Consider the following 19,740-nt stretch of genomic DNA (forward strand, 5'->3'; position numbering starts at 1 on the left):
TGGCCATATTGGCCTACTTATTACCCTCCAAATAAGGACGCTGCCCCAGCATACGAATACGCAATTGCTGATATTGGGTAGGCCCTGCTTTCTCCTCATGCGCTTCGTCTTTCACCAGAGTCGCGCCTTCCCAGTGCTCTGCCTTATTGGCACTTGCATCCGAGCTAGGGGCTTGGTACGGACGTTTAGAAATATGCTGGTTGATGATGCTGTGCTCATGATTCTCTTCAGCTTGCGCTACACCTGCTGTCAACACACCTACTGTCAACAATAGCGCAGCTGTTACCGTACCAATCAAACCTATGCTCTTCATTACCATCTCCTTATGCATACTTAATTCATACCCATCAATTAGTATGGGCGTTTTGATAAATTGCTAAGACGCTGTGCTTGCTGTTTTTGATCTACAGCATTGCCATCTTCGTTCACTTCGCCACGTACCAATGTTGCGCCTTCAAACTCATTAGCTTTTTGATAAGCACTATCAGGAAGCGGTTGTGCATATGGGCGTTTTGAAAAATTTTGGTTATGGACATTCTTTTTGTACGCATCTTCAGCATGTACAGCACCAGATACCAATAAAGCGACTGAAGACACAATGACTGCTAAATTTAAACTTTTCATTTTCTCATTCTCCAAATTTTAGTTATTTCGGGCGATTGATTGCTTTCCCGATGAAACGCATTATGCATGACGCCCATCAACTAAAAATCTACCATTATAGGTAGAACGGTATATACTACTTGGCATATGCCGAATGACCTACCAGACAACCAAAACCAGCCAATCGACACGGACCAGCCGACCAGTGCGCGTGCGCTTAGGCAAAGCGTTAAGCAAATACAGGCCAACGATGCGCATACGCGTACCTACCTTAGCCTAGGCCAAGCATTATTTGAGCGTGGCTGGGATATCAACACCGCCTCTAGTCTACTACGTTCGCTTTGCACCTTGCTTTCTGCGCAACACGCGCTACTGGCTATTGAAAGCTCTGGCAAACTAGTCGTATTCAGTCAGCTTGGTCAAACACTCCCTGTGGGTGCCAGAATTCCTATGATGGGCGTGCTGGCCATGATGCTGAAAAATCCAGTGCGGTTTACTCTATATGAACATAAGCACACGCAACTCTGGACACATGGAGATGTCAACCACCACGAATGCCTGATTCCTATTGCTTTGGGACAGCATGGCAAAGGAGTGATTGGACTCTCTGGCAAAAAGCTCACCCTGGGCACGCCAGAGGTGGAAACTCTACAAGCCATTGCTGGCCTGCTAGGATTAGCAATCTCGCAACATCAAGGGCCGGCGCGCACAGAAGCTGACCTGACTATCCTCGAAGCGCTCACGCCTAGGGAACGTGAAATTCTGGCGCTACTACCTGCAGGATTCAGCAACAATGAACTTGGAGCGAAGTTGGGCATTGCGCCAGGCACGGCTAAAATTCATGTGGAGCGCATCTTGAATAAGCTTGGGGTAAAAGATAGAACGCAAGCAGCCGTGAAAGCCGTCGAGCTTGGCTACAAGTCGTCATTTAAGACTATTTAGCATACATTTTACTGATGAATAATACGCAACCACCTACCAAAGTAAAAACGTTCCAGCCGCTGAGTTGGGTGGCGCAGGCTTGGCAAGACTTACCTTTGGGCATCAAAGGCGTGTGCGTGATCACCTTGCCCTTACTTGTTTTATTGGCCTCACTTGGCTCTTTATATGTACGTGAGCAAGAATCCACACAATTAGAAAACAAGCTCCGCGTTGCCCTGCAAAACCAACGCGATATTCAACGCGTGCATACGCTGCTGATTGAAGCCTCTACTGGGGTGAGGGATTATTTACTGACTGGGGACAAACACTTCTTGGATATCTTTTTTCATGTGGAAAGTAAGCTTCCTGCAATATTGTCGGCGTTGAAGATTCAATTGGACAATGATGCACAAAGAGCGCGCCTAGCCAACATCAATCCCTTGGTTGAGCAAAATCTACATGATTTGAGAATACTCTCTGAATATGAGTCCAACATTGCTTCGGATGACCTCATCGCCAAGTTTAAATCTCAGGTGAGTACACTGGATAAATTACGATTCGAGATTGAACGCCTCAATGCAGAGGAAGCGATTTTAGTGGCCAAAGATCAGCAGGACGTGGTCGATCAGCGTCAGCGTCACATCAACATTACACTGGTTGCCGCAGTATCCGGCATCATTGGCTCTATTCTTGCCGTATGGATATTCTCCGGCACGATTGTCAGGCGCGTACGCTTGTTGAGGGATAGCGCAGGCCACCTTGCCAAAGCCGAGGCGCTGGACTTACCTTCTAGTAGCCGTGATGAGCTTGGGCAACTGTCTGACGAGCTAGATCACGCATCGCAATTGCTGGTTAAAAATATCACAGATGCCGTGCAAGCCAGACAAGAGGCTGAAGAAGCCAGCGCATCCAAAAGCATGTTTTTATCCCGAACCAGTCACGAGTTAAGAACACCACTCAATGCCATTTTAGGGTTTGCCCAATTACTGGAGCAAGACTTATCGCCGGGAAAGCAGCGGGACAGCGTATCGCTCATATTAGGTGCAGGTCAGCACTTGCTCAAATTAATCAACGAAGTGCTAGAGCTTGCCAAAATCGAATCCGGCGAGATCTCTCTGGAGCTCACACCGACTGCGGTGAGCACTATGTTGGAAGAAGCCACGCGCTACATTGCACCGATAGGGAAAATCCGAGATATTGAAATCAAATGCGAGATTGCCCCAGATCTTTGGGCACTGGCCAACCGACAAAAGCTGCTGCAAGTAGCGCTTAATTTGCTGTCTAATGCGCTTAAATACGGGCCTGCAAATTCTACTGTACGACTGAATGCATACAACCGTCATAGCAATATCATTATTGAAGTACAAGATGAAGGTGCAGGCATTCCCACCAAATTAAAAGAACGTTTATTTACCCCATTTGACCGATTAGGTGCAGAACAAACCAAGGTGGAAGGCACTGGGCTTGGACTTGCACTTTCCAAACACATTATGCTAGCCATGCATGGCAGTATTCACGTGGCAGATGATAAGAGTTTATTCTGGATAGAAATTCCAGCATGCGAGCCTAATATAACCACCAACGCGTTTTCACATCCGCATAACAAACAGCAGGTACCGCTTAACCAAAAACACACCATATTGTACGTAGAAGATAATGTCAGCAACCGTGCACTGGTAGAAGCCATCATTCAGCGTCAGCGTGATTTACGCATCCATTGTGTGTCCACCATCAAAGACGCCAAACAGTATTTAACAGAAGCCATGCCATCGCTATTGCTGATTGATTTGCACCTGCCAGACGGTTCTGGAGAAAGCCTTGTCAGTTACATTAAGGAAGCACCAGCTTATCAGCATATTCCCATTATGATATTAAGCGCCGATGCCCTATCAAACACGATTGAGCGATTGAGAAACGCAGGTGTAGCGCACTATATTACCAAGCCCTTGGATGTGGCTGCGTTTAACAAAAAAGTAAGAGAATTGATTGAAACTTAGCAGACTAGACCATACTTAGACTAGACCACACTCAGAATAGAATATGAACGAAGCCGATATATTAAACGCCAAAATTTTAGTGATTGATGATGCAGAAGCCAACTTAAGACTGCTGGAAGACTTGCTGGCAAGAGAAGGCTTTCATCAAGTCATCAGCACTGCAGAATCCGCACGCGCTTTAGACTTATTTAAAGCATTTGAGCCAGATCTTATTTTATTAGACTTAATGATGCCGGAGCTAGACGGCTATGCAGTATTAGAAATGCTGTCTCGCCATATCTCTAAAGATGAATACTTGCCGGTATTGGTATTGACTGCGGATGCAACTATTGGCGCCAAAAGAAAAGCGCTGGCGCTTGGCGCTAAAGATTTTCTGACCAAGCCGTTTGATAATATCGAAGCCATGCTAAGGGTATGGAATTTACTGGAAACGCGAATGCTGTATCGCCACTTAAAATCACTCAATACCGAGGTGCGACCTGTTCAACACGCACCGCAAGCACCTGAATCAGAGCAATAGACGGAGATAAGCGCTAGCCCCGCAACCAATGCATGTCTAGCGCGCTGGCTGCAACATGGCTACACGGCTCAACCCTTGTTGTACCTTGGCAGTTTTCTCTGCCAATTTTCCCAAATACTCCATGGCTTGGCTGTGCTGATGATTGAGTGCCAGCACTTGCTTAAAGTGTGCTTCTGCACTGTCATAATCTTTGGTTGCATACTCTGCAGCAGCCAAATAGAACCAAGATTCTGCCGTATTGGGTTCGGTTTGCACCCATTGCGTAGCTACTTTTAATAAGGTGCTCCACTCTTGTGAGAGGTAAGGTTGTACCACCTGCATAAAATAAGGACGTTGCTTGATGTCCATCGCCCAAAAAGGTTTTTCACTTTTTGCACCTAATGCTTGTGCAGGTTTGCGCATCAACGCTTGCACCCATTCCACTGGCATATAGTAGTAATACGCAGCATCGCCTCGGCTTTTGAGTGTAATGATACCAACCAAATTACCTGCATCATCAAAAGCACCGCCGCCACTTGCGCCCAATCTGAATGGAGTAGTAGCGCGAATAATCACACTGTCATCCATGGGAAACAAACCTTTCACCACGCCATACGTGTTAACTGGTGTTTTTGTTTCGTCCGGATAGCCGATAGTAAACAGTGAAGATTCGTACTGTAATGTTTTGCTGGCACCCATGTTGACAACAGGTGCATCTAGATTGTCTACAGTCAGCATGCACAAATCATGATGCCAATCTGCTTTGATTGCGGTAGCAGCATGTGGCTCACCATTCACAATCACAGACACATCGGTAGCATCAGTCACTACGTGGCAATTCGTAATCACTTCGTTTTTGGCAATGACCACTGCAGAGCCTAAACCTTGCTTACCATTAGGTAAATTAACTGTCACACGCAACACGCTAGCATTCAACGCACGCACCATATCATCTGCTGGCTTGGCCCATGCACTACCTGCTGCACATAGCAGTAACAGTAGTGTATTTAGTGTACCCAAGTAACGTTTCATCATTGCGCTTCCCTATCTGCAACCAAATCTGACTTCGTTTTTCAAATGTCAGGCCAAATGTCAGGTTTAGTGATGTAGTACAAACAATGTTGCTTTTAACGTTAGTTTTGCAATAAGTGTTCCAACTTGAAACCATATTCACCCATATGGCTGGGATGCGCCTATTGAAGCCACTTAGGTGGAATTTAACAGTTAGGCATTGGGAAATATTAAGTATTGAATCAAGCAGTTATGCACATTTTCAGTGCAAGGTAAATGCTGAATTGGTGCATGGGTATGAATTGCCAATACGCATAAAAAAGGCCGCTATGTAGCGGCCTTGAAGAGATACAACTATTTAAATTTGCTTAGAAGTTATATTGCAACTGCACACGTAATGCATCAGCATCAAACGTTTCGTAATCTTTTCTATTGGCAGTGTTACCGTTCACAAGATTCGTACGTTTCATTTTGTGGTATTCAGCACTAATTTCAACTTCTGGTGCAATTTGCCACTCAACGCCAGCTTCCCAATCATTCACATGGTTTTCAGGTGCATTGGTCTCAGCTTTGTTAAAGCCATCAAAGTATTGCCATTTAACAAAAGGAATAAACGTACCCCAGTTATTCCAGTTATCAATTTTATACATCGCCATCACATAACCACCATTGAGACTCTTTTCTTCAATTCGGTTTTGCGTAATATCTAAGCCTGGTGTTTTACCCCAGTTCCATTCGGCTTGTAAACCAAATGGTTGTGGATACATGATAAAGCTCACGCCTACACGCTCATCCGTAAAGCCGTTGCGGTATCTACCAGCCGCACCACCTTCAATGGTTGGCGTACTTCCAGATGTAGCACCAATCGCATTTCTGTTATAAGTACCAGTCGATGGTACATACTGACCATGGTAGCCCTGAATACTTGCTTCATAAATCTGACCAGATTCCGTTTTCCAAGGATAAGTGGCACGTGCTACAAAGTGGTAGTTATCATTGGTATCACGCGCGTTAGCACCTTGACCATTGTAGAAACCACCACCCAACATACCGTAGTTGCCTGAGTGTTTAAGTCCTTGTTTGCCAATTTCTTCAAACAAGGCTTGAATGTTTTGCGGGGTATAGTAGTAGAACACACCCAAGTCACGCTCATCTTTGACCGCACTGTTCAATGCATCGTTACGGTCTGGTGTTAAACGGTTTGAACTTGATTGTAAGTTTTCAAAACCGAAAGGCACTTTGGATTGACCAACACGGACACGGTGCACTTTAGTTGCATCAATATTAATATCGCCGTATGCGTCACGCAATTGTGCATAATTGAAACCGCCACCTGACGCACCCTGTGGGCTGCTGGCAAGGTCTGGCTGAATATAGTAACTTAAGTGATCGCCATAATCGCCATAGATAATCACGCGCGCACGACGGATCAGTAAGTTTTTATCTGCACCACCTAATGAGCGGTCATCCCCCACAGAGCGGTCTGACCATAAGTTAACACCTTCATCACCGCCCAGCATTTTGGTCGCGCGTGTTTGTACATAACCGCGAATATTCACATGACTAGTCCAGTTTTTCTTTTCTTTTGTTTTTTGGACACTCATCTCTTCAGCACGGCCTTTGGTTAATAAAGCGCCTTCCTCTTCCGTCAAGACGCCTTTACTCACCAAGGCTTGTACTAAGTCACTAGTGGAGTCAGCAAGCGCATTCACGCTCATCAACGATGTACTTGCCAGCGCGATTGCTACCATGCCGCGTAACTTCAAATTCATTCAGATTCCCCTCTGATTAACGATCAATTTTTGATGAACGCATTTTGAGGGGGCAATATGACAAATTGATGACAAAGAGCTAATCAACGGACTAGTTTTGCACATTTACAACAAAAAAGCCGATGCACTATGATGCATCGGCTTTTGTTCTTACTACGCAGTCAAAAAATTAAGGGATTGCTTAACTTTCTGCGCGCATATGCGGGAATAAAATCACATCGCGAATACTTGGGCTATCGGTAATCAGCATGACTAAGCGGTCTATGCCAATACCACAGCCCCCCGTAGGTGGCATGCCATATTCCAAGGCACGAATAAAGTCCGCATCGTAATACATGGCTTCTGCATCTCCGGCTTCTTTTGCTTTCATCTGCGCATGGAAACGTGCTGCTTGGTCTTCCGCATCATTCAACTCGCTAAAGCCATTGGCCATTTCGCGCCCAGTAATAAATAGCTCAAAACGCTCGGTAATGTCTGGATTTTTATCTGAGGCCCTTGCCAGTGGCGATACTTCTACCGGGTAGTCAATAATATACGTCGGCTGCCACAATTGGCTTTCCGCGGTTTCTTCAAACAATGCTAATTGCAGCGCGCCCAAACCGGCATGGTCAAACGGTTTTGTACCGTGTTTTAATATTTCCGCGCGTAAAAACGCTGTGTCATTTAATTGCTCTAGCGAGTATTGCGGTGCATATTTTTGAATCGCGCCGACGATGGTCAAACGCTCAAACGGCTTGCTTAAATCGACCTCTTTGCCGTCATAGCTTAATACCGCTGTACCGCGTGCCGCAATGGCCGCAGCGCGAATACATTGCTCGGTAAAGTCCATCAACCATTGATAGTCGGTATACGCTGCGTAAAACTCCATCATGGTGAATTCTGGATTATGGCGGACGCTTAAGCCTTCATTACGGAAGTTACGGTTGATTTCAAATACGCGCTCAAACCCACCCACCACTAAACGTTTTAAATACAACTCAGGCGCAATACGCATAAACATTTGCATGTCCAACGCGTTGTGATGCGTAATAAAAGGCTTAGCCGACGCGCCGCCGGGAATCGGATGCAACATCGGTGTTTCTACTTCTAAAAACTCGTTTTGAATCATAAAGTTGCGAATAGCAGACACCACTTTGCTACGCGCTTTAAATGTCTCACGCGTTTCTTCGCTGGTAATCAAATCCACATAGCGCTGGCGGTACTTGATTTCCTGATCTTGCAAGCCATGAAACTTCTCTGGTAGCGGACGCAAAGATTTAGTGAGCAGTTGAATCGCTGTCACGTGAATGGAAAGCTCGCCTGTTTTGGTCTTAAACAAACGACCAGTAGCCCCCATGATGTCGCCTAAATCCCAATGTTTAAAGCGCTCGTATAACTCCTCACCAACATCATCACGTGCTACATACAATTGAATACGGCCGGTAGCATCTTGAATAGTAGCAAAGCTGGCTTTACCCATCACACGTTTGAGCATCATTCTGCCAGCGACAGTGGCTGGAATAGCTTGCGGGTCCAACGTTTCTTTATCAAAGCTATCGTACTGCGCATGCAACTGATTGGCTTTGTGTTGAGGCTTGAAATCATTGGGGAACACCGCTGTTTGGCTCGCCTGCGCTTCACTGCGCATGGTTTTTAATTTTTCGCGACGCTCGGCAATCACATGATTTTCATCTGCTAAATTGCTTTCAACTAGCGGCATTTTGTTTTCGTCAGAAGTTACTGGTTCACTCATGAAAGGGTCTCAACACTGTTTAGGTTAGCGCGTTAAACTTGGCGCAAATAAGCGCGTATTCTAACATTGATTGCTTTTTATTGCGTACGACCAATGCGACTTAGCCATGCGGCACTATAAATGTGCAATGTTGCTATTGCTGGGGCAAACCAATGGATTTTTCATGCCCATTAAATATGTAAATGATTGATTTATAGAATGTAAATTGATTGGTGCAGTTGTTGCTTAGTAATAAGCATTACGCTTATTCCGTGCAATGTTATGACTAACCTGTTCACAAAACAAAACCAGCAACTCAAAGAAAACATTCGCTATCTTGGGCGTGTACTCGGCCAAGTGATTATGCAGAAAGAAGGCGAAGATAAGTTTGATTTAATTGAGAACATTCGTAAGTCCGCAGTGAAGTTTCATCGTGAAAATGACCAGTACGCCTCGCTGCAATTAGAAAAATACCTGAAAGACCTGACGCCCGAGCAAACCATTTGCGTGGTGCGTGCATTTAGCTACTTTAAACATTTGGTGAATATTGCAGAGGATCTATACACCCAGCAACTGACTCGCCTGAATGAAGACAACCTAAGCCCGGGCATGTTGGCACATTCCGTGGATAAAATTACCCAACACCAACTCCCGTTTGACACCATTGATACATTTTTTAAAGATGCGCTGGTTTCGCCAGTGTTAACGGCACACCCGACCGAGGTGCAACGTAAAAGCATTTTAGATATTGAGCACACATTGGCATTTTTGCTGGCCGAACGTGGCTCACTACTCTCAAAGAAAGAGTTAGAACGGAACCATTTATTGATAGAAGGCGCTATTTGCTCGCTCTGGCAAACTAGAATCCTGCGCTTTTCTAAACTCACTGTGGTCAACGAAATTGAGAATGCGCTGAGCTATTACGAGACCACTTTTCTCAAGGTGATTCCTGAAATACTGCAAGATTTGGAACGTGAATTAAATACACTCTACAAATCAGATACCGATACCAATTACACCTTGCCTAGCTTTCTCAACATGGGCAGCTGGATTGGCGGCGACCGTGACGGCAATCCTTTTGTCAATGGCACCACGCTGCTCCAAGCCATCCATTTACAAACGGCGGCGGTGTTTAAACACTACGTCAAAGAATTTGATGCGCTGCGACGTGAACTTGCCATTTCATCTCGCTTGATTAACATTGACGAGGCCGTACAGGCACTGGCCGTCCGTTCACGGGACCAATCACCGCATCGTCTGGATGAGCCTTACCGATTGGCGATCAATGGCATATTTGACAAACTATTGGTCACCGCTCAGCAGCTAGCACCGCAGGTAGAATTTAAGGACGTACCCACCAATGTTGCACCTTACCCAGATGCCTATGCACTATTGGCGGAGCTGGCGATACTGACGAACTCTCTGAAAGCCAACAAAGGCGAAAAGTTGGTCTATGCTCGTTTAGGCAAAATGACCAAAGCCATTGAAACTTTCGGCTTTCATTTAGCGACCATTGATATCCGCCAGTCTTCTGACGTGCATGAGGCCGTGATTAAAGAGTTGTTTCATAAAGCCGGCTATGACTTTAATTACGATGAGCTGACTGAAGACGAAAAAGTCAAAACACTGTTAGATGAGCTGAAGCAGCCACGCTTGCTGTTTTCAGCATTTCAACAATACTCAGAATTGGTGCACACCGAAATTGGTGTATTGAACCAAGCCCGCGAGATTCGCAAACGCTACGGTCAGCGCGCCATCCGCCAATACATTATTTCGCATACAGAAACACTTTCTGATTTACTAGAAGTAGCACTATTACAAAAAGAGAGCGGCATGCTGCGTGGCATTTGGGGCTCACAAAAGATTCAAGTAGATTTAAATATTGTGCCGCTATTTGAAACCATTGCCGACTTGCGTCATGCACCACTCATTATGGGACAATGGCTCAGTTTGCTGGGCATACGCCATGTATTGCGTTATCAAGGCAACGAACAAGAAATCATGCTGGGTTATTCTGACAGCAACAAAGACGGTGGCTTCTTAACTTCTAACTGGGAGCTCTACAAAGCTGAGATTTCCTTAGTCGAACTATTCAGCCAAGCCAAGATTAAGCTCCGTCTGTTCCATGGACGCGGCGGCACTGTTGGTCGCGGTGGCGGTCCAACTTATCAAGCCATCATGGCACAGCCACATGGCACGGTGGATGGGCAAATTCGACTGACCGAGCAAGGTGAAATCATTGCCAATAAATATGCAGACCCTAAGGTGGGCAGACAACATTTAGAAACCTTAATTGCCGCCACCATTGATGCGAGCTTGTTTCCGCTAGATGATTTAGAGGTACAGAAAAGGCGTGCGTTTGAGGGTGTGATGGAAGCGCTATCCACCACCGCCATGACCAGCTACCGCAGCCTAGTGTACGAAACCCCTGGTTTTGCCGACTATTTTTTTGCAGCAACACCGATTTCTGAAATTGCCGAGCTGAATCTGGGTAGCCGTCCTGCCGCGCGTAAATCTACCCGCAGAATTGAAGACTTACGCGCAATTCCATGGGGCTTCTCTTGGGGGCAATGTCGGTTACTATTACCGGGCTGGTTTGGCTTGGGCAGTGCTATTCACCAATACATTCATAGCGATGAATCTGGACAAGAAACGCGCATTCAAACGCTGAAAGAGATGTTGACCTATTGGCCGCTGTTTAAAACCCTGATTGCCAATGTAGACATGGTGCTGGCCAAAACTGATTTGGTGGTGGCCAGACATTACGCGCATCTGGTAGAGGATAAAGCATTACGTGAAAGTATTTTTAGCCGGATAGCACATGAATATCAGCTGACCACAGATGCGGTGAATTTGCTACAAGGTACCACTGAGCGTTTGAGTAGCAATCCCACCTTGGCTAACTCTATTCGCAACCGTCTGCCTTACTTAGATCCACTCAATCATCTACAGGTGGAAATGATTCAGCGCCATCGTCAAGGCGACACGGATGAGAAGCTCAAGCTCTCTATCCACCTCACCATTAATGGCATTGCAGCAGGCTTAAGAAATACAGGCTAAGACAGGTTAGTGTTAAACGCCCTGCTTCAAACTCACTTGTATAAAGGGGTCTAGGTCGCCATCCAGTACGCCTTGCGTATTGCCAATCTCAACATTGGTTCGCAAATCTTTAATACGACCTTGGTCTAACACATAACTTCTAATTTGATGTCCCCAGCCGATGTCAGTTTTAGCGTCTTCCAGCGCCTGTTTCTCTTCGTTACGTTTGTTTAACTCCAAGTTATACAAAGCACCTTTCAGCATATTCATCGCCTCTTCGCGGTTGCGATGCTGTGAACGGTCATTCTGACATTGCACTACCGTGTTGGTCGGCAAATGCGTGATACGGACTGCAGAGTCTGTCTTATTGATGTGCTGGCCACCGGCACCACTGGCACGATAGGTATCAATGCGCAAATCGGCAGGGTTGATATCGATCTCGATCGAATCATCGACTTCTGGGAATATTTGCACGCTGGCAAAACTGGTATGGCGCTTGGCGTTTGAGTCAAATGGAGATTTACGCACTAAGCGATGCACGCCATTTTCGGTACGCAAGGTGCCGTAAGCATAATCGCCAGAGACTTTAATAGATGCGCCTTTAATGCCTGCCACATCGCCTTCTGACTCTTCCAGCACTTCCACTTTAAAACCTTTGCGTTCGCAATAACGCAAATACATACGCAGTAACATCGCAGCCCAATCTTGCGCCTCGGTACCGCCGGAACCTGATTGAAACTCAATAAAGCAATTATTAGCATCCATGGGGCCAGAAAACATGCGGCGGAACTCCATCTCCGCAATACGTTGCTCCACTGCTAACGAGTCTGCATCTACGCTGAGCAGCGTCTCGTCATCATTTTCTTCACGCGCCATATCAAACAAATCGCGGCTATCCTGAATGCCTTGCTCCACGCTATTGAGCGTATTGACTACCAGCTCTAGTTCGCGCTTTTCTTTCCCTAGTTTTTGCGCTTTTTGCGCGTCATCCCAAACTTTCGGATCTTCTAATAAACCGTTGACCTCTTCTAGGCGCTGTGACTTTGTTTCAAAGTCAAAGATACCCCCGAAGGGCAAGGTTACGAGCGTTTAAATCATTTAAACGGTTGGCAATCTGGTTGAGTTGTTCGGCTTCCATAGGTCTAGCAATTTAAGTAAAACCGCGATTATACAGGAAGCGCCGAATGCACGTTGCATGCGTGCTAAGTGCTATAGAGTTGGGTGCTTTAGGTTTGGATAACTTCGCCATCTTCTTTGGTAAACGTGCCAATATTGGGATTTTCCAATATCGCCAATACCAACTAAGAAGATCGACACAAGCGCGTGCCCTTGCTAGTGACGACAATGGGGCGGTTGATGAGAGTAGGGTGTGCCAGCATGGCGTCTATCAAAGCCTCATCATTTAAGCTGGCATCTGCCAAACCCAGTTCTTGATAGGGCGTACCCTTCCCCTCAACAATTGTCTAGGGCTGATATTCATAGCAGCCAGTAAAGCGCACTGAGTCTCGCGGTCAGGCGGTTTTTTCAGATACTCAATCACTTCTGGCTCAACGCCACTGGCACGAATCATTCGCAACGTGTTTCGCGATGTGCCACACGCTGGATTATGGTAGATTTTTACAGTTTGCAAAGTACGTATTCGGCTCAAAAGGCATTCAAAATAGTCCCGCAAATATTGTCATATTGCTGTCACAAATATTTCATACACTCTCTCCAACTTACATTCGATTGAATCTGCTTTAGCAAGATCGAGCATAGTTAAACAAGATGTAATTCATTTTAATTCGGAGAGATTTTAATGCAAACACTGTTTGTTAAATCATTAAGCGTTGCTGCCTTAGTCACTGCAGCATTCAATATTCAACCTATTCAAGCCGCAGAAAAAATCATTAAAATTGACGGCTCAAGCACAGTTTATCCAATTACCGAAGCGGTAGCGGAAGACTATCAAAATGAAAAGAAAGTCAAAGTAACGGTCGGTATTTCTGGTACTGGCGGTGGCTTTAAAAAGTTTTGCCGTGGTGAAACCGATGTACAAAACGCATCACGCCCTATCTTGAAAAAAGAAATGGACGCGTGTAAAGAAGCGGGTATTCAATACATTGAACTACCTGTTGCTTACGATGGCTTAACCGTGGTGATCAACAAAAACAATGATTTCGTTAAATCATTGAGTGTTGAAGAGTTGAAAAAAATGTGGGAACCGGCAGCACAAGGTAAAGTAAAAACTTGGAAGCAAGTGAACGCAACTTTCCCAGATACGCCACTTAAATTATTTGGTGCAGGTTCAGATTCAGGTACATTTGACTACTTTACCGAAGCGATTGTAGGCAAAGCAAAATCTAGCCGTGGCGATTACACTGCATCAGAAGATGACAATGTATTGGTACAAGGCGTGAACAGCGACAAAGGCGGCTTAGGTTACTTTGGCTTTGCTTACTTTGAAGAAAACCAAGACAAGCTCAAAGCAGTGCCTATCGTAGCTAAAAAAGGCGCGCCAGCTGTGATGCCTTCTGTTGAAAGCGTAAAAGACGGTAGCTACCAACCACTTTCTCGCCCATTGTTTATTTACGTAAATGCCACTGCAGCTGCGTTTAAACCAGAAGTGAAAGCGTTTATTGACTTCTACCTACAAAACGCACCTACATTGGTAAAAGAAGTTCAATATATTCCGTTACCAGCCAATGAGTACGCAGCGGTGACCAAACACTGGAAATCACTCAAACCAGGTACGGGCTTTGATGGCACACCAGAAATCGGTGTAAAAATCGAAGACTTACTCGCACGTATTAAATAATCGCGCTAGCTAGTACTACTTAAAAACGACACTTCGGTGTCGTTTTTTATTTTCCGTTCAATTGATCTCTGTCAAGATAGTTACTGACCAAACACCTGAATTATCATAAAATTGCGGCTGTAACATTTTGGTCATTGATGCATCAATGACCTACTCATTGTCTCTATTGTTAGGTTTAATCCATGACTTTTGTATACAAGCGTTTACTGTTCATCTCATTACTCGCAATGACCGCATGCCTAGTCGCCTGCTCCCCTTCCAAAGACAACGCCGCTTCTGGAAACAACAAAAATGCCATCGTGAAGATTGATGGTTCCAGCACGGTGTTCCCAATCACCGAGGCCGTATCGGAAGAATTTCAAATTGAGACCAAGACCCATGTGACGGTCGGTATTTCTGGCACAGGCGGTGGCTTTAAAAAATTCTGTCGAGGTGAAACCGATGTGCAAAACGCCTCTCGCCCTATTCTTGAAAAAGAGATGGCGGCCTGCAAAGCTGCTGGTATTGAATTTATTGAGTTGCCGATTGCATTTGACGCATTGACTGTGGTGGTGAATCCTAAAAACGATTTTATCAAAAGCATCACCGTGGCTGAGTTGAAGAAAATGTGGGCGCCGGAAGCACAACAAACCATTACCACTTGGCAACAGGTCAACCCAGCTTGGCCAGACACTGCGCTCAAGCTATTTGGTGCAGGCTCGGATTCCGGCACTTTCGATTACTTTACCGAAGCGATTGTGGGTAAAGCAAAATCCAGCCGTGGTGATTTCACTGCATCAGAAGATGACAATGTACTGGTACAAGGCGTGATTAATGACAAAGGTGGCCTAGGCTATTTTGGCTATGCTTACTACGAGGAAAATCAAGATAAAATCAAAGCAGTGCCTATCGCCTTGGATGAAAAATCTGCTGCAGTATTGCCAAGTAAACAAAGTGTCATGGACGGTACCTACCAACCACTATCACGGCCATTGTTTATTTACGTGAGCGCAAAATCCGCGAAAGAAAAACCAGAAGTAAAAGCATTTGTAGACGCTTACTTACGTGATGCGACGGCATTGATCGAAGAGGTTAAATTTATCCCCTTGCCAGAAAAAGACATGCAGGCGGTACAAGCGCATTGGGCGGCACTGAAAACTGGCACCGGCTTTGGCGGTAAGCCAGAGGTTGGCATTAAAATCGAAGATTTACTCAAGCGTATTCAGTAATAGTACGCACTTCAGTATCTCTCGACTTACAAGGCAGCTTTCTTAGCTGCCTTTATTGTTTATAGACGCCGTAAAACAAGCGTTATCTTATCCAAGTGTCATATGTAAAAAGCAATTTGACTTATTTTTGTCACATTTCTTTATTACAATCGTGTTAACTTTAAAAATAGAAATATATAATGTCGGCTTCCGCTCAAACTCTCAGCACAACTATGATGCAAACCATTAGCCCGCGTTTAGCCAAAAACATTAAACGGAACGTACGCGAACGTATCATCGAGTTCATTTTGATGCTTGCTGCGCTATCTGCAGTGTTGACCACTTTTGCGATTGTTGCGGTGCTGCTATACGAGTCACTCACCTTCTTTAAAGTCGTCTCACTCAAAGACTTTTTGACCGATACACAATGGACACCGCTGTTTGAAGATGCGCATTACGGCATCATGCCTTTGGTCTCTGGCACACTCACTACCTCAGCCATTGCATTGTGTGTAGCCATTCCAATTGGTACTGTTGGCGCTATTTATCTTTCTGAGTTTGCCAGTCATCGCGTGCGTGAAACGGTCAAGCCGATTCTTGAGCTACTGGTAGGTGTACCAACCGTAGTATTTGGTTACTTTGCATTGTTGTTTGTTACGCCACTTCTACAAAAAATATTCCCAGATTTACCCGGTTTTAATATGTTGGGCCCAGGTATCGTCATGGGCATCATGATCATCCCTTACATCTCTTCCGTTGCCGAAGACGCCATGCGCGCAGTGCCAATGAGCATGCGTGAAGGCAGTTATGCCATGGGTGCAACCCGTTTTCAAACGGCTGTAAAAGTGGTCACACCGGCCGCTATCTCCGGCATTATCGCTGCCTATATTTTAGGTATCTCACGTGCTGTGGGCGAAACCATGGTGGTGGCGGTAGCTGCAGGCCAACAGCCAAACCTGACCTTTAACCCGATGGATAGCGCCGCTACTATTACTGCCTACATCGTACAAGTCGCTTTAGGCGATTTACCGCATGGCAGTATTGGTTACCAAAGTATTTTCGCAGCAGGCTTAGTGCTCATGTTAATGACATTGTCTTTTAACATTCTAGGCCATGTCGTACGTAAAAAATTCCGTGAGAACTACTAATGAATGATACGCAAATAAAACAAGCCAGCGTGCTGGAAAACATTGGCGCTGTGCGCGCCATGATCAAGCGTCATAAACGCAATGATATTTTGTTTTCCATCATTGGTTTAATCGCACTGATGATTGGTCTGCTGACATTGTGTACGCTGTTTATTGATCTCATCATGGATGGCTATCAACGTTTCAATCTGAGTTTCTTTAGCGAGTTCCCATCCCGCCGTGCTGCACGCGCAGGTATTTTGTCTGCTTGGGTGGGCTCATTATTAGTAATGACCGTCACCTTTCTAACTGCCGTGCCTTTAGGCGTAGCGGCAGGCTTATATTTGGAAGAATATGCAAAAAAAGGCTGGCTGTCCGATTTAATCGAGATCAACGTCTCTAACTTGGCAGGCGTGCCTTCTATTGTGTATGGCTTGCTCGCTTTAGGTTTGTTTGTCTATGGTCTGGGTTTAGGCCAAAGCATCTTAACTGCCGGCCTTACTTTAGGTTTACTGATTCTGCCAGTCGTGATTGTGTCTACCCGTGAATCGATTCGTGCTATTCCTGTGGCGATTCGCGAAGCTGCTTATGCAGTCGGTGCGACCAAATGGCAAGTAGTGAAAGACCACGTATTGAAATATTCACAAGGCGGTATTTTAACTGGGGTAATTATTGGCATGGCGCGCGCATTGGGCGAAACTGCACCGGTCATTACCATTGGTGCATTGACCTTTATTGCGTTCTTGCCACCTTCTCCGATCAGCACCGAACCACCGTTTTTAAACTTTGAATGGCTCACTTCTGGCTTTACCGTGCTGCCGATTCAAATGTTCAACTGGCTGTCACGTCCGGACCATGCTTTCCATATCAATGCAGCCGCTACCGGCGCCATCATTATCGTTGTCACATTATTGATGAACGGTACGGCGATTTGGTTACGTTACAAAATTCGTAAAAATATTAAGTGGTAATTTAGAAACTTTAGGAAACCCAATGGTGAATGTCACTACCCCTATTAAAGCCGAATCACGCGATTTAAACTTTTTCTACAGCACTGGTACCAAAGCACTCAAAGGCATTAACATGCCGCTGTACGAAAACAAAATTACCGCGCTGATTGGTCCTTCCGGTTGCGGCAAATCTACATTTTTGCGCTGCTTTAACCGTATGCATGATTTATACCCTGGCAACAAATACCAAGGTCAAATTATCATGCACCCAGACAACACCAACATTTTGGATCAAGGGGTAGACCCGATTGAAGTACGTATGCGTATCAGCATGGTATTCCAAAAGCCTAATCCGTTCCCTAAGTCTATTTATGAAAACGTCGCCTATGGTTTACGCGTACGCGGTGAGAGCAATAAACGCATCATGGATGACAAAGTAGAAGAAGCGTTAAAAGGCGCTGCATTGTGGAACGAGGTCAAAGACCGTTTGCATGATTTGGCATTTAACTTATCTGGCGGTCAGCAACAACGCTTGTGTATTGCGCGTGCATTGGCCACAGATCCTGAGATTATGCTGTTTGATGAACCGACGTCTGCATTGGACCCCATCGCAACGGCCAATATTGAAGAACTGATGAGCGAGTTGCGTGGCAAGCTGACAATCCTAGTAGTGACGCACAATATGCAACAAGCGGCGCGCGTGTCTGACTACACTGCCTATATGTACTTGGGCGAATTGATTGAGTACGGCGATACCGATAAGATTTTTACCAACCCTAGCCGTAAAGAAACTGAAGATTACATTACCGGTAAATTTGGTTAATCATTAAAGCAGCCACAAAAAAGCCAGCATCTGCTGGCTTTTTTATTTGCGCTTGAGTGATACATCAATACATCACTCCAATATCACAACCTACTCCGTTTGTGGTGCAGAAAACACTGGCGTTTTTTGCTGTGCATGTTGCCGCTGTATCACCACATTGGTATACAGTGCTAACAGCTTCTCAGCCTGTGCTGCGGCCGACCATTTTTGTTGTGCATACGTTTTACCACGTAACCCCAACGCCTCGCGTTGCTGTGCATTAATGAGCAAGCTCTGAATCTTCTCTACAAAATCCAACTCATTTTCTTGTGCAATGCGTGCACCCAAGTCTTCTACCAACACCGAAGCAGTGCCCAATTCTGCAATTGCAACGACGGGCGTTGCTTGTGCCATCGCCTCTAGCAACACCAAGCCCTGCGTTTCACTTTTAGATGCAAATACAAAAATGTCTGCCGCTTGATAGCATGCATTTAACTCTGTGTTGCGATCCAAATAGCCTAAAAACTGTACGTACTTTTGAATGCCTAGCTGATGCACTTGTTGTTTTAAGCTAGCCTCTGCCGGCCCTTCCCCGGTAATCAACAATAGAATATCCGGCACTTCATCGGCCAAGATACGCACAACCTCTAACAAAAAGCTGATATTTTTCTCATGTGCGACCCGCCCCACATACAACAGCATAGGGCGTTGTGTTGGGATGCCATGCTTTGCTCTAAATGCCATGCCATCCGCCGGTGCAAAGCTATTGGCTTGTAAGCCGGTAGCAATCACTTCCGATGGCGTATGTACACCGTATCTTCGCAATACATCTAACATAGGCTGAGATGGCGACACCAATGCATCGATTTGATTGCACTGGCTTTTTGAGATCATTCTGGCCAAACCTCGTGCCATGAACTGTGGAATCACTGGCAAATAGTGGTGCAAATAATCCTCAAAAAACGTGTGATAGGTTTCTATCACTGGAATATTGAGCGCTTTAGCCAGCTGCAACCCTGCATAGTGCGCAACAAAAGGTGTATGAATATGCAAAATATCGTAAGACTGCTGCTTTAAAATCGGCAACAGCGCTTTCACCTGGCTAAACTTCATCAGCTTATCTTCAGGGTCAAAATAAATACTACGTGATGGCACACGCGTAACCCAAGCCTCATCCGTTGTTTCTACACCGTAATCCGGTGCTATTAAATGTACGGTATGGCCCATTTGCTGCATTTGTGCAGCAAACGTTCTGATACTGGTCGACACACCATTCACGCGTGGGAAATAAACATCCGAAATCAGTAATATATTCATGTAGTTA

18 protein-coding genes are annotated in these 19,740 nt (G+C 45.4%); 9 read left to right on the forward strand and 9 right to left on the reverse strand.

Going from position 1 to position 19,740, the window contains the following annotated elements; all coding sequences use genetic code 11:
* Positions 1-13: 13 nt before the first annotated feature.
* Positions 14-313: a hypothetical protein gene (locus FG11_RS07855; protein WP_047534138.1), complete on the reverse strand. Its 300-nt coding sequence runs from the start codon at positions 311-313 to the stop codon at positions 14-16.
* Positions 314-351: 38 nt separating this feature from the next.
* The gene (locus FG11_RS07860) at positions 352-624 is read right to left on the reverse strand and encodes a hypothetical protein (protein WP_020182531.1); all 273 of its coding nucleotides are present in this window, start codon (positions 622-624) and stop codon (positions 352-354) included.
* A gap of 126 nt (positions 625-750) precedes the next feature.
* On the opposite strand from FG11_RS07860, the gene FG11_RS07865 reads away from it, so the two are divergent.
* Genes FG11_RS07865 through FG11_RS07875 form a run of 3 tightly spaced genes read left to right on the forward strand, consistent with a single transcriptional unit; the run spans position 751 to position 4,041 of the window.
* Positions 751-1,545, forward strand: coding sequence for a response regulator transcription factor (locus tag FG11_RS07865; RefSeq protein WP_047534141.1), 795 nt, complete (start codon positions 751-753; stop codon positions 1,543-1,545).
* Positions 1,546-1,559: 14 nt separating this feature from the next.
* Positions 1,560-3,521, forward strand: coding sequence for an ATP-binding protein (locus FG11_RS07870; protein WP_047534144.1), 1,962 nt, complete (start codon positions 1,560-1,562; stop codon positions 3,519-3,521).
* 43 nt (positions 3,522-3,564) lie between these two features.
* Entirely contained in the window at positions 3,565-4,041 is a 477-nt protein-coding gene (locus tag FG11_RS07875) for a response regulator (protein ID WP_020182534.1), read from the forward strand.
* Between the two features lie 36 nt (positions 4,042-4,077).
* Here the strand turns inward: FG11_RS07875 and FG11_RS07880 are convergent, their stop codons facing one another.
* From FG11_RS07880 to lysS, 3 genes are all read right to left on the reverse strand, one after another.
* On the reverse strand, positions 4,078-5,055 hold the full coding sequence (locus FG11_RS07880; RefSeq protein ID WP_200884568.1) for a trypsin-like peptidase domain-containing protein: 978 nt from the start codon (positions 5,053-5,055) through the stop codon (positions 4,078-4,080).
* A gap of 344 nt (positions 5,056-5,399) precedes the next feature.
* The gene (locus FG11_RS07885) at positions 5,400-6,803 is read right to left on the reverse strand and encodes a porin (RefSeq protein ID WP_020182536.1); all 1,404 of its coding nucleotides are present in this window, start codon (positions 6,801-6,803) and stop codon (positions 5,400-5,402) included.
* A 181-nt stretch (positions 6,804-6,984) separates the two neighbouring features.
* Complete coding sequence (gene lysS, locus FG11_RS07890) at positions 6,985-8,535, reverse strand: lysine--tRNA ligase (protein WP_052184984.1); 1,551 nt, start codon at positions 8,533-8,535, stop codon at positions 6,985-6,987.
* Between the two features lie 261 nt (positions 8,536-8,796).
* Between lysS and ppc the strand changes: the two genes are divergently transcribed.
* Positions 8,797-11,574: a phosphoenolpyruvate carboxylase gene (ppc, locus tag FG11_RS07895; RefSeq protein WP_047534146.1), complete on the forward strand. Its 2,778-nt coding sequence runs from the start codon at positions 8,797-8,799 to the stop codon at positions 11,572-11,574.
* Between the two features lie 12 nt (positions 11,575-11,586).
* Here the strand turns inward: ppc and prfB are convergent.
* The 3 genes from prfB to FG11_RS13815 all read right to left on the reverse strand — a co-directional run bounded on the left by prfB (position 11,587) and on the right by FG11_RS13815 (position 13,123).
* Positions 11,587-12,691 (reverse strand): peptide chain release factor 2 gene (gene prfB / locus FG11_RS07900; protein WP_152604056.1). Its coding sequence is split into 2 segments (ribosomal slippage): positions 11,587-12,609 and positions 12,611-12,691, totalling 1,104 coding nucleotides; the frame shifts between segments, so codons are not numbered across the junction.
* A gap of 163 nt (positions 12,692-12,854) precedes the next feature.
* Positions 12,855-12,974 carry an ArsC/Spx/MgsR family protein gene (locus FG11_RS13810; protein ID WP_442922038.1) on the reverse strand — a complete coding sequence of 40 codons (120 nt, stop codon included), beginning with the start codon at positions 12,972-12,974 and terminating at the stop codon, positions 12,855-12,857.
* A complete protein-coding gene (locus tag FG11_RS13815; protein WP_442922052.1) occupies positions 12,956-13,123 on the reverse strand; it encodes a hypothetical protein in 168 nt (55 codons plus the stop codon). The genes FG11_RS13810 and FG11_RS13815 overlap by 19 nt, the downstream gene beginning before the upstream one ends.
* A gap of 228 nt (positions 13,124-13,351) precedes the next feature.
* On the opposite strand from FG11_RS13815, the gene FG11_RS07910 reads away from it, so the two are divergent.
* From FG11_RS07910 to pstB, 5 genes are all read left to right on the forward strand, one after another.
* Positions 13,352-14,350, forward strand: coding sequence for a PstS family phosphate ABC transporter substrate-binding protein (locus FG11_RS07910; protein ID WP_020182541.1), 999 nt, complete (start codon positions 13,352-13,354; stop codon positions 14,348-14,350).
* Positions 14,351-14,532: 182 nt separating this feature from the next.
* A complete protein-coding gene (locus tag FG11_RS07915) occupies positions 14,533-15,558 on the forward strand; it encodes a PstS family phosphate ABC transporter substrate-binding protein (protein WP_047534148.1) in 1,026 nt (341 codons plus the stop codon).
* 179 nt (positions 15,559-15,737) lie between these two features.
* Positions 15,738-16,685, forward strand: a complete 948-nt coding sequence (gene pstC / locus FG11_RS07920) for a phosphate ABC transporter permease subunit PstC (protein ID WP_020182543.1) — start codon at positions 15,738-15,740, stop codon at positions 16,683-16,685.
* The gene (gene pstA, locus FG11_RS07925; RefSeq protein WP_020182544.1) at positions 16,685-17,635 is read left to right on the forward strand and encodes a phosphate ABC transporter permease PstA; all 951 of its coding nucleotides are present in this window, start codon (positions 16,685-16,687) and stop codon (positions 17,633-17,635) included. The genes pstC and pstA overlap by 1 nt, the downstream gene beginning before the upstream one ends.
* A gap of 22 nt (positions 17,636-17,657) precedes the next feature.
* Positions 17,658-18,437 carry a phosphate ABC transporter ATP-binding protein PstB gene (pstB, locus tag FG11_RS07930; protein ID WP_020182545.1) on the forward strand — a complete coding sequence of 260 codons (780 nt, stop codon included), beginning with the start codon at positions 17,658-17,660 and terminating at the stop codon, positions 18,435-18,437.
* Between the two features lie 90 nt (positions 18,438-18,527).
* Here the strand turns inward: pstB and FG11_RS07935 are convergent, their stop codons facing one another.
* Positions 18,528-19,733, reverse strand: a complete 1,206-nt coding sequence (locus FG11_RS07935) for a glycosyltransferase (RefSeq protein ID WP_047534150.1) — start codon at positions 19,731-19,733, stop codon at positions 18,528-18,530.
* Positions 19,734-19,740 lie beyond the last annotated feature (7 nt).

Origin of the sequence: Methylotenera sp. N17 (genome assembly GCF_000799155.1) — a bacterium.
Lineage (GTDB): Bacteria > Pseudomonadota > Gammaproteobacteria > Burkholderiales > Methylophilaceae > Methylophilus.

What these genes read in the sequence shown, in the direction of transcription:
- FG11_RS07855 (WP_047534138.1), bottom strand. Translation starts at nt 313, where the DNA reads ATGAAGAGCATAGGTTTGATTGGTACGGTAACAGCTGCGCTATTGTTG.
- FG11_RS07860 (WP_020182531.1), bottom strand. Translation starts at nt 624, where the DNA reads ATGAAAAGTTTAAATTTAGCAGTCATTGTGTCTTCAGTCGCTTTATTG.
- FG11_RS07865 (WP_047534141.1), top strand. Translation starts at nt 751, where the DNA reads ATGCCGAATGACCTACCAGACAACCAAAACCAGCCAATCGACACGGAC.
- FG11_RS07870 (WP_047534144.1), top strand. Translation starts at nt 1,560, where the DNA reads ATGAATAATACGCAACCACCTACCAAAGTAAAAACGTTCCAGCCGCTG.
- FG11_RS07875 (WP_020182534.1), top strand. Translation starts at nt 3,565, where the DNA reads ATGAACGAAGCCGATATATTAAACGCCAAAATTTTAGTGATTGATGAT.
- FG11_RS07880 (WP_200884568.1), bottom strand. Translation starts at nt 5,055, where the DNA reads ATGATGAAACGTTACTTGGGTACACTAAATACACTACTGTTACTGCTA.
- FG11_RS07885 (WP_020182536.1), bottom strand. Translation starts at nt 6,803, where the DNA reads ATGAATTTGAAGTTACGCGGCATGGTAGCAATCGCGCTGGCAAGTACA.
- lysS (WP_052184984.1), bottom strand. Translation starts at nt 8,535, where the DNA reads ATGAGTGAACCAGTAACTTCTGACGAAAACAAAATGCCGCTAGTTGAA.
- ppc (WP_047534146.1), top strand. Translation starts at nt 8,797, where the DNA reads ATGACTAACCTGTTCACAAAACAAAACCAGCAACTCAAAGAAAACATT.
- FG11_RS13815 (WP_442922052.1), bottom strand. Translation starts at nt 13,123, where the DNA reads ATGATTCGTGCCAGTGGCGTTGAGCCAGAAGTGATTGAGTATCTGAAA.
- FG11_RS07910 (WP_020182541.1), top strand. Translation starts at nt 13,352, where the DNA reads ATGCAAACACTGTTTGTTAAATCATTAAGCGTTGCTGCCTTAGTCACT.
- FG11_RS07915 (WP_047534148.1), top strand. Translation starts at nt 14,533, where the DNA reads ATGACTTTTGTATACAAGCGTTTACTGTTCATCTCATTACTCGCAATG.
- pstC (WP_020182543.1), top strand. Translation starts at nt 15,738, where the DNA reads ATGTCGGCTTCCGCTCAAACTCTCAGCACAACTATGATGCAAACCATT.
- pstA (WP_020182544.1), top strand. Translation starts at nt 16,685, where the DNA reads ATGAATGATACGCAAATAAAACAAGCCAGCGTGCTGGAAAACATTGGC.
- pstB (WP_020182545.1), top strand. Translation starts at nt 17,658, where the DNA reads ATGGTGAATGTCACTACCCCTATTAAAGCCGAATCACGCGATTTAAAC.
- FG11_RS07935 (WP_047534150.1), bottom strand. Translation starts at nt 19,733, where the DNA reads ATGAATATATTACTGATTTCGGATGTTTATTTCCCACGCGTGAATGGT.